The organism is Neorhizobium populisoli, from assembly GCF_019430945.1.
Taxonomy (GTDB): domain Bacteria; phylum Pseudomonadota; class Alphaproteobacteria; order Rhizobiales; family Rhizobiaceae; genus Neorhizobium; species Neorhizobium populisoli.
This window is the reverse complement of sequence record NZ_JAHYCB010000012.1, coordinates 43,932-57,528: the sequence shown is the minus strand read 5'-3', so window position 1 is coordinate 57,528 and position 13,597 is coordinate 43,932. Positions and strand designations below refer to the sequence as shown.

Below are 13,597 nucleotides of genomic sequence, written 5' to 3'. Positions count from 1 at the left end.
AATTACGGCGTGGTGTTCGGCGAATCCGACAGGATTGCTTCGAACAGTTGTCCGGCTGCCGGGCCAGACGGGCCGACGGCCTTGAGGGCGCTCTCGATCGGAAGTTGAACATCACGGTTGAAGTCCCAACCGGCATCGACGACTTCGCCAACCAGAGCAAAGTCGGCATCCGATACGACAGCGCCACCGGCGATCAGGGTTTCGATGCCCTGTATCTGCACTTGGTCGATCGAGGTTTCAGGCTTGCCATCCTGGCTGACCAGCATGGCCTTTGCAGCAGCGGCAACGCGAGCGTAACCATCGACTCCCGGATGAGCTGTTTCGTACTGAACGATGACGTCGTGAGAAACCGACGCTACGCGAAGCGGCGATGTGCGTATGAACAAAACGCCCGAGCCTTTTTTCCCAACAACATAAAACTGCGAATTCGGCATAGTAGCTCCTATTTGATTCCTGCTGAACGGTAGGCTTGATAAAACTTCTCATTCACCGCGGGATCGCGGTTGGGCGACAATAGACTTAGCTGTCGGGCAGTCATTTCAGGATAATTTTCCTGAAGCCGTCTGCCGTATTGCTTTGCCATTTCAAGATCACCATTCAATGAATGGCTGACCGTGAGAATTCGTAGTGCCGACTCGTCGTTCTCCATGCGGCCGCAGAGCTGCACGGCAGTCGAGTAGTCTTCGCGCTTCAAGGCTATGCTCGCACCGGCCCACCAATAGATATCGGGAGCAAGCGGATTGAGGTCGATCGCCGTCTGAAAGCGCGACCATGCTTCTTCATGTTCGCCGAAATGAGCAAGCGCATCGGCATGCTGGATCAGAAGGTCGGCAGAGTTCGGCGCAAGCGCCTCCGCTTCGAAGAACTTTTCGGCGGAGACATCGAAATTGCGCTGATAGAGCGCAACCACCGCGCACATCCAGTGGCCAATACCGAGCGTCGGATCGATATCGATCGACGCCTTTGCCTCCGCATTCGCACGATGCAGGAGATGAGGATCACTGCCGCCGAGCATCAGCCATTCAAGCTGCAGGCTTTGCCCAATTCGAGCCCTTGCGGCAGCCATGCCGGAATCCAGGTCAACAGCCTTCCGGAATTCGGCCCGAGCCCTCCTGAGCAAGGGCAGATCGCATTTTCCGCGCAGAAGCTGCTGACCGGACAGGAGATGGATATAGGCCGAAGAATCATGATGCCGGCCTTGCTCGACATGATATCGCTCGAGCCGCTCGGCAAGAGCTGCCGCAATCTGCTTTGAAAGCAGGCGGAAAGCCGCATAAATCTGCCGCTCGTTCAACGCCACTTCCAGCGACCAGATGATTTCGGAGGAGTTTTCCTCGATCAGGGCGATGGACAGGCGGGTGTTGTCGAACACCGTCGACTGCACGCGGTAGTCCGCACGCAGCAACTGATAGCTCTCGCCAACGGCATCCCGGGCCGCCGCGAAACTGCTGTGAGGAGCAAGCACCCTGAATGTCCTGTACCGGACGAGGGTATTGGCAACATCCTCGATAAATGCCTGAACGATCGGCTGGGTCGGCCTCTTGTCCACGCTGACCGGTGGCAGGAAAGCCACGCGAGGTTTGGCGCGGGTCGGCCGCTCCGGCGGAATATCCAGAGCATTGCTGTCGGCAACGTAGCCCTTGAGCCGGCGCCGAAGCGCGATCGTCGAAGCCTCCGGTGCCCTATCCTCCGAACGAAGCCGCTTGCCGAGGCTTTCGAATATCCGTTCGCTGGCATCATGATCGCCCGTCCGGGCATAGGCGGACATAAGGTTGCGATACGTTTCCTCCCTGTCCGGCTCCAGTCGAAGAGCGCAATCAGCGATGGAAGCGATAAGGCTCGATGTTCGTCCGCCAAAACGGGTGACATCTTCAAGCAACTGCGCGACGGCAGAGAAGAAAAGCTCCCTCAAGCGATTCCGCTCCGAGGCAATCCATAGATAGAACTGCTCGCCGTCGACATCCGTCCCGTCAAGAAGGTCCCCGTCCATGCCGAGGATACCGTCTCTGCGGGTCTCGACGTCGCCGGCCCGGACGGCAGTCAGGAACTGCGACAAATCCGAGCGTAACGCAGTCGGTCCGGCAGCAACATCATTGTTGTTGATGATGACTGCAGGCTCGTCATTGCCGAAACATTGCTGGAGACGCAGCAACAACTGGCGCAGGTTGCCCAACGCTCTTTTCTGGCTGGCGTTTTCCCACAGAAGCGATGCAGCAGCCTGCCGCGTCAACGCCTGCCCCGGCGCCAATACCAGCGCTGCGATCAGAACGAAACCTTTTAGGGGAAAAAACGCTTGCGAACCCGCACCATAACGCGGCGTTCCAAAAAGCTTGATCGGCACTTGTTCTGCGTCACCGAACACATCATTACCCCTGCTGATTTGCGCATCTAACAACGGCCAACGAGAAATTGAAAGAGCCGTTGGCACCCGGTTTGACGGTGGCGTGACGGGATGTGCTATAGTCTGACATTCAAGCGGAGGCTGAAGCAGACAAGCTATTGATTTTCATATAGCTGCACATGAGAACCCCAATGAAATTCAATGATCCATGTCTGACATTTGCGTCAAGCGCGCAACCCTTTTTGCGTGCTGATGATGTTGGTTATGCCATGACCGAATTCATGTGGTTCGAAGGCAAACCCTACTATCCGATGAGCGCGCTGACCGATGCAAGGGTCGCCTGCGTGCGTCTTTCCGCAGCGCTTTACGAAGAACTCGACGAAGACAATCTTGATCTGGTTTTTCAGATGCGCGGCCCTCAGGGCAAGCATATGTTCGAGGTCGTTCTGAGATCGGATTACGGTACGACCTATGGCGGCTGGCTTTGGGGAGAGGACCTTGAGATAGTCGATGAGTTTATCGAAGGCTATCGTGTTCTGGTGACCAACTACGACGGATTTCCGGCTCGGTTCGAATATAACCGCGAGTTGGGTCAATATCGCTTCGTCGGAGAGAACCCCATTGAAAAGGCATCATTTTCCGGCGATCGAAATCGTCCATCCCGTCACAGCATCACGCGCATTGAAGCTTATAATCACCGAATTACACGATGATCTCTGCATGATGGCCGGATAAGGCTTTCGGGGGGGGAATAGTGCAAGCCGATGAGGATTTTCCGTGGCTTGCCCAAAGCCGGTTGCTGCGAGTTACCCGCAACACGGTAAATTTTCGAAATCAGATCAGATAGATATAAGCGAGGCTAAAAAGGCCGACGAGCCATAAGGCTGTAAGCATTGCTGATCCGACGAGAAACAGCCTGATGTCCATGGGTGCTACCATGCTCCATAATGATCGTTATCCGGGCATATGCGTAGACGGCAGGTCGGGGCAGCTGCAAACCATCCCGACCTGCCAAGTCCAAGATCGGGTTCCTGTGCAACCCGATATGGAAACACTAATCTGCCATGCGTCACGCTGGCGTCACGCCGATGACGCAGCCTAATTCCCGGCATCCACCGCCGAATGGGCGATGGCAGGAGGGAAACGTTTCCATCTCAAATCCCCATCAATCGCGTCGCTCGCAGTTGCCATGCGGAAACGGTGGGATAAGTTCGTCGAGGTTGGCGTTATGCCTCGAACGCGGGAGAGAAAGATGCCCCATATCATAGTCAAGATGATCGAGGGACGCACGGAGGCACAAAAGCAGACGCTGACTGCAGAGCTTACCAAGGCGATCATGTCTTCGATCGGCTGCGCCGAGAGTTCGGTATCCGTCGCCATCGAAGATTTTGAGAAAGATGCGTGGAGAGATAAAGTCTACGTGCCGGATATTCAGCAGCAGCCTAACCTTATCTATAAAAAGCCGGGTTACGATCCCTTCGCGTAAGATCGGTTCGGCGTCGGGCGTCACAAATGCGTCACGCGATAGCGCAGAGGCACCGACTTCAGGTATTTGCCGCCACTTGTGGATGAAAGAAACTTTGCGAACGCAAGGGCGCTTCTGCAAAAATCCCAAAAGCTTGAATGACCATACCGGCCGGAACCTCAAGATCACGCGCCACTCCACAGCCTTTCAGGACACCGCCACGTTTGTCCGGGTCGGGCTCACGGAAGGAGCCTCCGGCACCCAGCCGGCAATTCTGCACCCGGATCGGGCCGATTACCTGTGCTCCATCGCCGATTTCAGCGTTTATCGCGATGGAACCGTTGCCGTTAAGGCGTACTTCATTGCCGATCACGACCGCGTCGCGGCCGGCCGAGGCGAGTATCGTAAAGCCGCCCTCCTGGCCGATATCGCAATCCGCACCGATCCGTATCGACCCCGCTTCGGCTTCGATACGAACACCGCTGTGAAGAGTGGTTCCTGCACCAATATCGATTGAGCCGCTCGCCCCGACTGCGATCCTGGAGTTTGGCCAGATGATCACTCCCGACGCAATCCGCACGTCACGGGAGATGAATGTCGAAAAAGGATCCATGACCGTGACGCTCTGATCGCTCAACAGGAATGTCTCCTCGATTGTCAGGAAACCTCTTTCGCGCCGCAGAGCATTCAAGCCAGCCGTAAGATCAGTCATGAAGCGCTCTTTTGCCGGCAGCGTTTGACGCAATCGCGAGCAAGCGATCGGCGATCACGTCGCCATCGTGCTGACCGCGATTCCATGCGTCTTCCAACTCGCCCCGCATGATCATGTGTTCGCCATCCTCCGGTAAATCATCCTGCAGGTAGGGAAACGCTCCCACGGTCTTCTCGAAGGGAAAAAGCACACGATTGCCGAGAACGTGCATGGATAAACGCGCGCCGTCGCCTCGCCCTTGACCCCATTGCGCCTGAAACGCCTCCACAACGTCGTTTAGCGTCATCCCCAATGTCTCCCGACATTGCAGAATATTGCCGATCATCACCTTTGTGCAGCGGGCGCGCTCCACAGCGCTGATCGTACCATCGACCAGCAGATGCGGCAGGATGCTTGTGTAGAAGCTGCCTGGCCCAAATGCGATCAGATCGGCCTCCTCTATCGCTTCCACGGCCGCCGGATTGGGCCTAGCCGCCTGTCCACCCGGGCGTGCCAGTTCTATTGCCTCGATGCCGATCGCAGCCTGTTTGTCGGATAGCTTGGTGATCACGTCCTGGGGAGAAAGCCGGTCTCCGTTCTTTAGGCGGGCGGAAAGCACCAGGTCGCTGTCGAGAGAAGACGGCCAGACATTGCCGCTGATGCCGCAAAGCTTGCGGAATACGAAGATCGCCGTGTTGACGTCGCCGTTATGCGCGATACAGGCGCCGGTCAGGATGAAGTTGCCGACGCTGCCGTTGCGGAAATCGAAATCGCCACCAACGGTGGATGCAAACGTCTTCAGATAGTTGAGGATAGCGCCGCGCAGGCCGGGCTCCATGCGCTCCAGCAGCGGATGGCGGCCCTCGGCATAAAACTGGAATTCTTTTCTAGCTTCTTCCAGATCCCGGTTGGCCGAAAGGCGCGTATTGCAAATCCTGACGACGTCGCCCGAACAGCCCTCCCCGTGGGCCATCGTCATCAGTGCCTGACGAATATCGCCAACCGACAGAATACCGAGCTTTTCGCGGATAACCTTCGAGGAGCCGCCACTATCCCAGGCCGGGACGATGCGGGTCAGGCGGACATTCCTGCGGCTGAGAGCGATATTAATGGTGCGGCAGGCGCTGCCTCCCGAAAACAGGACGATCCGCTTCATCTAGATTTGCTCCCGCCGGCTGCTTCAGCGCATTTTCGTATCGCTGCTTACCGTTTAACGCGGGAGGTATAAAGCGCAAGTGTCGGGCGAGCTTTCAAAATACCCAGCACTTGCCTTTCGATGATCCGGCAAGCTTTACCACTTCTTCTGCGGCAGCTTGATTCCATTTTCGGCGAGGAAGCGATCGATGTGGATCGTCTCCCCCGTTTCGATCGACGTATTTGCCGCAATGCCCGTCAAAATCGACCATGCGCCGTCGATATAGCTCGATCCGCGGCCATAATTGTCTGCGGCGACCGAAGGATCGAAGAGATGCGCGAGCATGACCGGGTCCGCGCCGCCGTGATCGCCTTCGCCCGCCCAGACATCGAGATGTTGCGGCGCCTGACCGGCAACATGCAGGGTCGTCGTCATGGACTCAGAGCCTTTGGCCTTGTCCTGCTTGCCGCCGAACACGCCGTGCACTTCCACATGGCGATGGGTGAGTTCACCCTTGGTACCGTGGAAAGTGATTTCGAGACCTTCCCACGGGCTGTAGGCGCAGAGCGTGTAATTCATGGTCGCGCCGTTGGCATAAAGCGCGTGTACCTGCATCGTGTCTTCGATGGTGATGTCATCGTCAAACACACAGAGATCACGCATATAGCCGTCGTGATCTTCTGCCTCGAGGTAAAGCTCGCGCAGCGGCTCGTTGCCCTCAAGATCAAGCTTGAAATCACATCGATCAGCGCTCGGACAGGTATGGCAACGCGGACCGCGTTCGGACAGGCCGAGGGCTTCGGCCGTTTCCGGCTTGTAGAAGGCACGGCGGCCATGGGCGGTGACGGAAACCGGCGAAGAACCGAGCCACCAGTTGACCAGGTCGAAATGATGGCTCGATTTGTGGACCAGAAGGCCGCCCGACTGGTTCTTGTAGCGATGCCAGCGGCGGAAGTAATCGGCGCCGTGGACACGGTCGAGGTACCAGGTGAAATCGACAGCGGTGATCTCGCCGATGGCGCCGGACATCAGGATGTCCTTGAGCTGCGTGCGCGCCGGCGTGTAGCGGTAATTGAAGGTGACCGTGACCGAACGGCCGGTCTCTTCTTGCGCATCGAGGATCGCCTTCAGCTTGTCGAGATCGATCGTCATCGGCTTTTCGGTCATGACATTGCAGCCGGCCCGCATCGCCTCGACGATATATTCGTGGTGGAGATAGTCCGGAACCGTGACGATGACCGTATCCGGCTTCTGCTCGGTGATCATCTCGCCGAACTGCTCGGCGCGATAGGTGGCGATGCCATTGCCCTTGGCCGCGACGGCCGCCGCGGAAATCGCCAGACGGTGTTCGTTGACGTCGCAAAGACCGACGAGCGTGTTCTCGCGGCTATAGGTATCCGCCACGGCCCGCCGAAACATCTTGTGACGGGAGCCGGTTCCAACGATAGCGTATTTCATAATCCTGTCCTTCTTGGCCGGCGTTTGGGAGCCGCCGGTAAATCACTTCACTTGCGCCCAATTCACCTGCGCAATGTCTGATCGTCGGGGCCGAACGCATGGCAGTTCGCCGCATCGATCCGGAGCGGCACGGTTTCGCCATGCTGGATGGCGAGCTGGCCGGGAGCCAGGATTGTGAGGCTCGCGCCGGAAGTCATGGTCGCATAGACCGAGGTGCTGCCGCCGAGATGTTCGACGAGATCGACCTTCGCTTCGCCCAGAGACTGGCCCGCTTCGCCGCCGAGAACGATGTGCTCCGGACGGATGCCGAAGGTGATCGGTACGCTTGTCATCGCCTGCCCAAGCTGGTCCGAGCTAAGCCGCAGCGACTGTCCCGCGACTTCGATCGTGTCCGCCGCAGTCCGTTTGGCTTCCAGAAAATTCATCTTCGGCGAGCCGATGAAGCCAGCCACGAAGCGGTTGGCGGGTCTGTTGTAGAGTTCCAGCGGGCTGCCGGTCTGCATCACCTCGCCGGCCTTGAGCACGACAATCTTGTCGGCCATGGTCATCGCCTCGACCTGGTCGTGGGTGACGTAGATCATCGTATTGCCGAGCCGCTCATGCAGCTTGGAAATCTCGACGCGCATCTGCACGCGCAACTCGGCATCGAGGTTGGAAAGCGGTTCGTCGAACAGAAAAATGTTCGGATCGCGCACGATCGAACGACCGATCGCGACGCGCTGCCGCTGACCGCCGGAAAGCGCCTTCGGTCGGCGCTGCAGATATTCGGTGATGCGCAGCGTCGCGGCCGCTTCCTTGACGCGGCGGTCGATCTCGTCCCGTTTCAGGCCGGCCGTTTCGAGGCCGAAGGCGAGGTTCTTGTAGACCGTCATATGCGGATAGAGCGCGTAGGACTGGAAGACCATGGCGATACCGCGCTTGGCAGCCGCGGTATCGTTCATCCGCTCGCCGCCGATCAGCAGGTCGCCGCCGGAGATGGTTTCAAGGCCGGCGATCATCCGCAGCAGGGTGGACTTGCCGCAGCCGGACGGGCCGACGAAGACGGTGAACTGGCCGGGTTCGATATCCAGATCGATGCCCTTGATGACATCGATCGCCCCGAACCGCTTCACGACTTTTTTCAATTGAATGCTGGTGGACATGTGTTTCTCACAATTTGTTCCGAGCGGGCGGGCATCCGTTTTGCAGGCGCACCGTCATCGCTTCATCCCCGTCGTCGCGATGCCTTCGATGAGCAGCCGCTGGAAGAAGAGGAAGATCAGGAAAATCGGGATGAGGGACAGGACCGACATGGCGAAGAGCTCGTTCCAGCTCGACGTGCCGCTGGAGTCCACGAAGGAGCGCAGGCCCAGCTGGACTGTGTAGAGGTTCATGTCGCTGATGTAGATCAGCGGCCCGAAGAAATCCTCCCAGGTCCAGATGAACGAAAAGATCGCGGCAGTCGCCAGAACGGGCAGCGAGAGCGGCAGGATGATCTTGTAATAGATCCGCCAGGGGCTGCATCCATCCATCTGCGCCGCCTCGTCCAGCTCGCGCGGGATCCCGCGAAAAAACTGCACCATCAGGAAGATGAAGAAGGCATCGACCGCGAAATATTTCGGGACGATCAGCGGCAGCCAGGTGTTGATCCAGTCAAGGTTGAGGAACAGCACATATTGCGGGATGAGCGTCACGTGATAGGGCAGCATCAGCGTGCCCAACATCAGCGCGAACCAGAAATTCCGGCCGAAGAAGTTGAGCCGGGCAAAGGCATAGGCTGCCAGCGAGGCTGCGAAGACGTTGCCGAGGGTTGCGAGCGACGAGATCAGCAGCGAATTCAGGAAGAAATGCCCGAAATTCACCTGCAGGCCGAACCAGCCCTGCGGATAGGCGGCGACCGTGACCTGCGACGGGATGAGGTTCGCCCCACCGCCGAACAGATCCTCGGCCGGCCGCAACGAGCCCGCCAGCATCCACAGGATCGGGTAGAGCATCACGAAAGATGCCGCCATCAGAAGACAGTGCGACAGGGCCGAGCGCAGATAGGGATGGTCGCTGCCCTGGCCGGGAAGAACGCGGGCTTCGTCACTCATCGTAATGCACCCAATACCGTGTCGAGAGGAACGAGAAGGCCGTGAAGATCGCGATGATGATCACCAGCACCCAGGCGAGCGCGGAGGCATAACCCATGCGGAAATTGCCGAACGCTTCCTGATAGAGGTAGAGCGTATAGAACAGCGTCGAATTGATCGGCCCGCCGGTGCCGCCCGATACGATGAAGGCCGGCGTGAAGGCCTTGAAGGCCTCGATCGTCTGGATGACGAAGTTGAAGAAGATCACCGGCGAGAGCAGTGGCAGGGTGATCTTCCAGAACTGGCGGGAAGACGAAGCGCCGTCGAGGCTGGCGGCTTCGTACATGTCCGTCGGGATCTGCCTTAGACCCGCAAGGAAAATGATCATCGGCGAGCCGAACTGCCAGACCGACAACACCACCAGCGTATAAAGCGAATAACGCGGGTTGGAGATCCAGCTCGGGCCTTCGATGCCGAAAATGGCGAGCACGCTGTTGATCATGCCATCGGCTGCGAAAAGCTGACGCCACAGGACGGCGATCGCCACCGATGCGCCGAGCAGCGACGGCAGGTAGAAGATCGCGCGATAGACCGGCAGGCCGGTCAGGCCGCGATTGAGCATCATCGCCACGGCCAGCGCGAAGGCGAGCTTCAGCGGCACGGAGAGGATGACGTAAAGGAACGTCACCCGCATGGCGGCGATAAATTTCGGATCGGCCGTCGCCATGCGGATATAGTTCTGCATCCCCACGAAGTTCGGAGCCTGCAGCAGGTCGAAATCCGTAAAGGAAAGATACAGCGACACCAGCGCCGGGCCGAGCGTCAGACAGAGAAAGCCGATCAGCCAAGGGGCAAGGAAGAGATAACCGGGCGCGTTTCTTCGAACCGCTCCGCGAAGGGAACGGGCGAGTGCTGAACTCTCGCCCTTCCCGGTCGCAGCGGCCGACCGCTCACTGACCGACATTCAACTTATCCCTTCTTCAGGACGGACTTGGCTTCCGCGATCAGGGTTGCGCCGCCGGCTTCCGGCGTCGATGCCTCGAAGGCGACTTCCTGGCTGATGCGGATCAGCGCGGCGTTCATTTCACCAGCACCCTGCGGCGGAGCCGGCGGCAGCGAGCCGACATAAGGCGTCAGTGCCGAGATGAACTTCACCACTTCGCTGCTCGGTCCATCCAACTGCGGGATCAGCGCATCACGGATGGCCGGCGAGGCCGGAACGCCGCGTTCGACGCCAAGGATCATCGCGCCGGCCGGATCGCGGACCAGGAAGTTGATGAGCTTCGCGGTCACTTCCGGAGCCTTGGACTTGGCGTAGACCGAGAACATCTGCGACGGCTTCAGGTAATGACCCGGCTTGCCATTGGCGACGACCGGCTGGGCGGTCAGCGCCAGCGCCGGCTTGTTCATCTTCTGGAAGCCGACGAACTGGTTCGAGAAACCGAAGTCGGATGCAGTGTATCCGAGCGTCAGCGGCGAGGTCTCTATCGTGTTCTTGTAGAGCGCCTGCACATCGGCCGGCACACAGCCGCCGGATTTACGCATCGCGGCCCAGAACTTGAACCACTCCGCCGCATCGGAAGGCTCGTAACCGAGGCTGCCATCGTCCTTGTAGAGCGACTTGCCGCGGGCGATCAGCCAGCCTTCGAACAGGTTTTCGTTACCGCTGCCGTCGGCGGAAGCGTATTTCTTCTTGCCCTTGGCAGCCTTGCCGTAGGCTGCAGCCTTTTCGGCATACTGCTCCCAGTTGGTGCCGTAGGTCGGTGCAGCAATGCCCACTTCCTGCCAGGCTGCCGTATCGACGATCGTGCCGAAGGCGTTGACGCCGACATTGGCGCCGTAAAGCTTGCCGTCGACGGAACAGCTCTTCAGGTTGACGTCGCCGAAATCGGCGATCTTCAGGGCCGAACCCATATACTGGTCGAGCGGCAGGATCGTCCCGCGCCGCGCGTATTCGAACATGTAGCGGTAATCCATCTGGATGAAGTCCGGCGCATTGCCGCCGGCGACCTGCGTGGCAAGACGCGGCCAATAATCATCCCAGCCCATGGATTCCGACGCGACGGTCACCCCGGCATTGACGCCTTCGAAAGCCTTGACCGCTTCCTTGGTGCGGCGCGCGCGCTCTTCAGAACCCCACCAGACCATGCGCAGCTGCGCGCCATCGGCCGCAAAGCCGGGCACGGAACCCCAAAGCGGCATGGACGCCACGCCCAGACCCGCGCCGAGAAACCGACGGCGATCCATCGTAAAATTGCTCATGAATTCCTCCCATTGAAACGGACACGACATGATGCGCGCTTTCGTGCCGACTCCCCAGCAGCACGCATTCGTTTCGGCGCCAAACCCCGTGTCGTCTCCTCGAAAGGCTTCGGCTGGCCGATGACAGGAAAATTACAGTCGCCTGACCTTCAAAACAAATACAAAAAATGGCATCTTTTATAAAATTCATTTATAGAAGAAAGCGTCCTGCCGGGGAGGAATGGGGTGGATAAATCGCTCGAACAATTCATGGCCGTGACCGAGCTCGGCTCTTTCGTCGCTGCCGCTGAACGGCTTTTCGTGTCGCAGCCGGCGCTGACCTACAGCATCAAGAAGCTCGAAGAGAGCCTCGGGGTACGGCTGTTCGAGCGCTCCTCGCGCGGTGTGCGGCTGACCACCTATGGCGAGACGCTCTATAAGAACTCGCTAATCATGCGCCGCCTTTATGCCAACGCATTGGAGACGATCGAGCGGCAAAAATCCGAGCACGAACACGGCATCAGCATCGGCACGGGTTATTCGTCCTGGACGCTTTTCCTCAAGGATTTTGTCGTCGCGCATTTTCGCGACCATCCGAATGCGCCGATCAATGTCAGCATCGGCAATGCCATGCGCTGTATGGAACAGCTGTGGGCGGGTGACATCTCGCTCTTCGTCGGACATCAGATCCAGGGACTTGCCCGCGAAGTCGATATCGACTTCATTCCGCTCGGTCTTGCGAAGGACGGTTATTTCGTGCGGCCGGACCATCCGCTGCTCGGCCAGCCCCGGCGTCTTGCCGATATCTTTGCCTACCCGACGACCATGGCCTTTCCACCGGAATCGCGCCAGAAGCGACTGCTTATCGACAGCGCTATTCCCGTTCCTCAACCGGACCGGTTTGGCCACGCCTTCACGTCGAACTCGATGCGCGCCTGCATGGATTTCGCCCGGGATACCGATGCCGTTCTGATCCACTCCGACCTCTTGGCGGCCTCGTTCGCTTCCCATGGGCTGGCGCAAGTCGAGATCGACGGAGAGGAAATGTTGCCGAGCTGGCTGCTCGGCATTTATGTCCTGCCCGAACGGCGGACGGACCCGCATGTGCGCAAGTTCATCGAGCTTATCCGCAAGGGCGCATCCGCACTGGACCTGCAGGCACCACCTTGATGTTATTTCGCACTTTCAATAGCTTACCATTCGATACTTCACCCTCTTGTTTCGGGCAAACACGTTGAACCTGCGCGCGCTGCAACTCTTCCGCCATATCGTGCTGACGGGCGCCCTTTCGGAAGCGTCGGAGCGGATGAATGTGTCCACCTCGGCGGCAAGTCGGTTGATTTCCCAGCTCGAAGCGGAGATCGGGCTTACCCTGTTTTCTCGCGCCAAGCGCCAACTGGAATTGACCGAGGAAGGTGAGCTTTTCTACCGGCAGATCGCCAATACGCTGATCGGACTGGACGAAATCCGCACCGTCTCAGCGGACATCCGCCGCAGGACGCAGGACTGGCTGTCGATCGTCACCGCGGCGCCGCTCGCCAACGGGCTCGCCATTCCGGGCTTGGCACAGATGCGGAGAAGCGGCCCGGAATTCCAGAGCACCGTCAATGTCGAGACACGCTTCGAGATCGAGAGCAAGGTCGCGGCGCGCGGCTACAACCTCGGCCTCATCTCGCTGCCGGTCGAAAACGCCATCATCGAGCTCGATGTCGTGCCGTTCCTGAGGTCTCGGCTCGGCATTCTTCTGGCGGACGACCACCCGCTGGCATCCAAGGACGTATTGTCGATTTCGGACATTGCAGGGGAAAGTTTTGCCACGCTTGCCCCCGGTCAACGCTGGCGCGAACGGCTTTCGGAGCTTCTTGGCAACAAAGGGCAGGCGCTCAAGGCGCCGTTCGAGACGGGATCGACACTGGTTACCGTGGAGATGGTGCGCCAGGGACTCGGCATCACGCTGATCGACCGGATCTGCGTGACGTTATGGCCGGGCTGCGGTCTGGCTCTTAGGCCGCTCGAGGGCGATTACTGGATCACCTATGCATCGCTCCATCCGCGTGGACCGAGGGCGCCGCTGTCGGAGCGGTTCCTGGACGCGATCTCGGCCCATATCGAGAACCTGCGGGCACGAGACCCGCAGGCCGCGGAAATGCTGGAGCTGATTTAGAACAGTGCCGCCTTTCTTCGGATGGCAAAACCGCTTAACAATTCTGCTGAA

Annotated in this window: 13 protein-coding genes; 4 read left to right on the top strand and 9 right to left on the bottom strand. The window is 58.9% G+C overall.

Going from position 1 to position 13,597, the window contains the following annotated elements; all coding sequences use genetic code 11:
- Positions 1-2: 2 nt before the first annotated feature.
- Positions 3-434, bottom strand: coding sequence for a hypothetical protein (locus KX729_RS26520; RefSeq protein WP_219745500.1), 432 nt, complete (start codon positions 432-434; stop codon positions 3-5).
- Positions 435-442: 8 nt separating this feature from the next.
- Positions 443-2,362 carry a BTAD domain-containing putative transcriptional regulator gene (locus KX729_RS26515; protein WP_219745499.1) on the bottom strand — a complete coding sequence of 640 codons (1,920 nt, stop codon included), beginning with the start codon at positions 2,360-2,362 and terminating at the stop codon, positions 443-445.
- 170 nt (positions 2,363-2,532) lie between these two features.
- Here KX729_RS26515 and KX729_RS26510 point away from each other — a divergent pair, with 170 nt between their 5' ends.
- Both KX729_RS26510 and KX729_RS26505 read left to right on the top strand, forming a co-directional pair.
- Positions 2,533-3,054, top strand: a complete 522-nt coding sequence (locus KX729_RS26510; protein WP_219745498.1) for a hypothetical protein — start codon at positions 2,533-2,535, stop codon at positions 3,052-3,054.
- 539 nt (positions 3,055-3,593) lie between these two features.
- The gene (locus KX729_RS26505; RefSeq protein ID WP_219745497.1) at positions 3,594-3,827 is read left to right on the top strand and encodes a tautomerase family protein; all 234 of its coding nucleotides are present in this window, start codon (positions 3,594-3,596) and stop codon (positions 3,825-3,827) included.
- Positions 3,828-3,885: 58 nt separating this feature from the next.
- On the opposite strand, the gene KX729_RS26500 is transcribed toward KX729_RS26505, so the two are convergent.
- The 7 genes from KX729_RS26500 to KX729_RS26470 all read right to left on the bottom strand — a co-directional run bounded on the left by KX729_RS26500 (position 3,886) and on the right by KX729_RS26470 (position 11,403).
- Positions 3,886-4,518 (bottom strand): hypothetical protein, encoded by a 633-nt coding sequence (locus tag KX729_RS26500; RefSeq protein WP_219745496.1) that lies wholly within the window; start codon positions 4,516-4,518, stop codon positions 3,886-3,888.
- Entirely contained in the window at positions 4,511-5,653 is a 1,143-nt protein-coding gene (locus tag KX729_RS26495; RefSeq protein WP_219745495.1) for a gluconeogenesis factor YvcK family protein, read from the bottom strand. Before KX729_RS26495 ends, KX729_RS26500 begins: the two co-directional genes overlap by 8 nt.
- Before the next feature lie 135 nt (positions 5,654-5,788).
- The gene (locus tag KX729_RS26490) at positions 5,789-7,090 is read right to left on the bottom strand and encodes a Gfo/Idh/MocA family protein (RefSeq protein ID WP_219745494.1); all 1,302 of its coding nucleotides are present in this window, start codon (positions 7,088-7,090) and stop codon (positions 5,789-5,791) included.
- A gap of 62 nt (positions 7,091-7,152) precedes the next feature.
- A complete protein-coding gene (locus KX729_RS26485; RefSeq protein WP_219745493.1) occupies positions 7,153-8,232 on the bottom strand; it encodes an ABC transporter ATP-binding protein in 1,080 nt (359 codons plus the stop codon).
- A gap of 54 nt (positions 8,233-8,286) precedes the next feature.
- Complete coding sequence (locus tag KX729_RS26480) at positions 8,287-9,162, bottom strand: carbohydrate ABC transporter permease (RefSeq protein WP_219745492.1); 876 nt, start codon at positions 9,160-9,162, stop codon at positions 8,287-8,289.
- On the bottom strand, positions 9,155-10,105 hold the full coding sequence (locus KX729_RS26475) for a carbohydrate ABC transporter permease (RefSeq protein WP_219745491.1): 951 nt from the start codon (positions 10,103-10,105) through the stop codon (positions 9,155-9,157). The genes KX729_RS26480 and KX729_RS26475 overlap by 8 nt, the downstream gene beginning before the upstream one ends.
- A 5-nt stretch (positions 10,106-10,110) precedes the next feature.
- Positions 10,111-11,403: an ABC transporter substrate-binding protein gene (locus KX729_RS26470; protein WP_219745490.1), complete on the bottom strand. Its 1,293-nt coding sequence runs from the start codon at positions 11,401-11,403 to the stop codon at positions 10,111-10,113.
- A 225-nt stretch (positions 11,404-11,628) separates the two neighbouring features.
- On the opposite strand from KX729_RS26470, the gene KX729_RS26465 reads away from it, so the two are divergent.
- Entirely contained in the window at positions 11,629-12,552 is a 924-nt protein-coding gene (locus KX729_RS26465) for a LysR family transcriptional regulator (RefSeq protein ID WP_219745489.1), read from the top strand.
- Between the two features lie 64 nt (positions 12,553-12,616).
- Entirely contained in the window at positions 12,617-13,546 is a 930-nt protein-coding gene (locus KX729_RS26460) for a LysR family transcriptional regulator (RefSeq protein ID WP_219745488.1), read from the top strand.
- Positions 13,547-13,597: the final 51 nt, after the last annotated feature.

Bases quoted from the DNA above. Each gene is read 5' to 3' on its own strand.
- KX729_RS26475 (WP_219745491.1), bottom strand. From the start codon at position 10,105: ATGTCGGTCAGTGAGCGGTCGGCCGCTGCGACCGGGAAGGGCGAGAGT.
- KX729_RS26505 (WP_219745497.1), top strand. From the start codon at position 3,594: ATGCCCCATATCATAGTCAAGATGATCGAGGGACGCACGGAGGCACAA.
- KX729_RS26485 (WP_219745493.1), bottom strand. From the start codon at position 8,232: ATGTCCACCAGCATTCAATTGAAAAAAGTCGTGAAGCGGTTCGGGGCG.
- KX729_RS26510 (WP_219745498.1), top strand. From the start codon at position 2,533: ATGAAATTCAATGATCCATGTCTGACATTTGCGTCAAGCGCGCAACCC.
- KX729_RS26500 (WP_219745496.1), bottom strand. From the start codon at position 4,518: ATGACTGATCTTACGGCTGGCTTGAATGCTCTGCGGCGCGAAAGAGGT.
- KX729_RS26480 (WP_219745492.1), bottom strand. From the start codon at position 9,162: ATGAGTGACGAAGCCCGCGTTCTTCCCGGCCAGGGCAGCGACCATCCC.
- KX729_RS26520 (WP_219745500.1), bottom strand. From the start codon at position 434: ATGCCGAATTCGCAGTTTTATGTTGTTGGGAAAAAAGGCTCGGGCGTT.
- KX729_RS26490 (WP_219745494.1), bottom strand. From the start codon at position 7,090: ATGAAATACGCTATCGTTGGAACCGGCTCCCGTCACAAGATGTTTCGG.
- KX729_RS26495 (WP_219745495.1), bottom strand. From the start codon at position 5,653: ATGAAGCGGATCGTCCTGTTTTCGGGAGGCAGCGCCTGCCGCACCATT.
- KX729_RS26470 (WP_219745490.1), bottom strand. From the start codon at position 11,403: ATGAGCAATTTTACGATGGATCGCCGTCGGTTTCTCGGCGCGGGTCTG.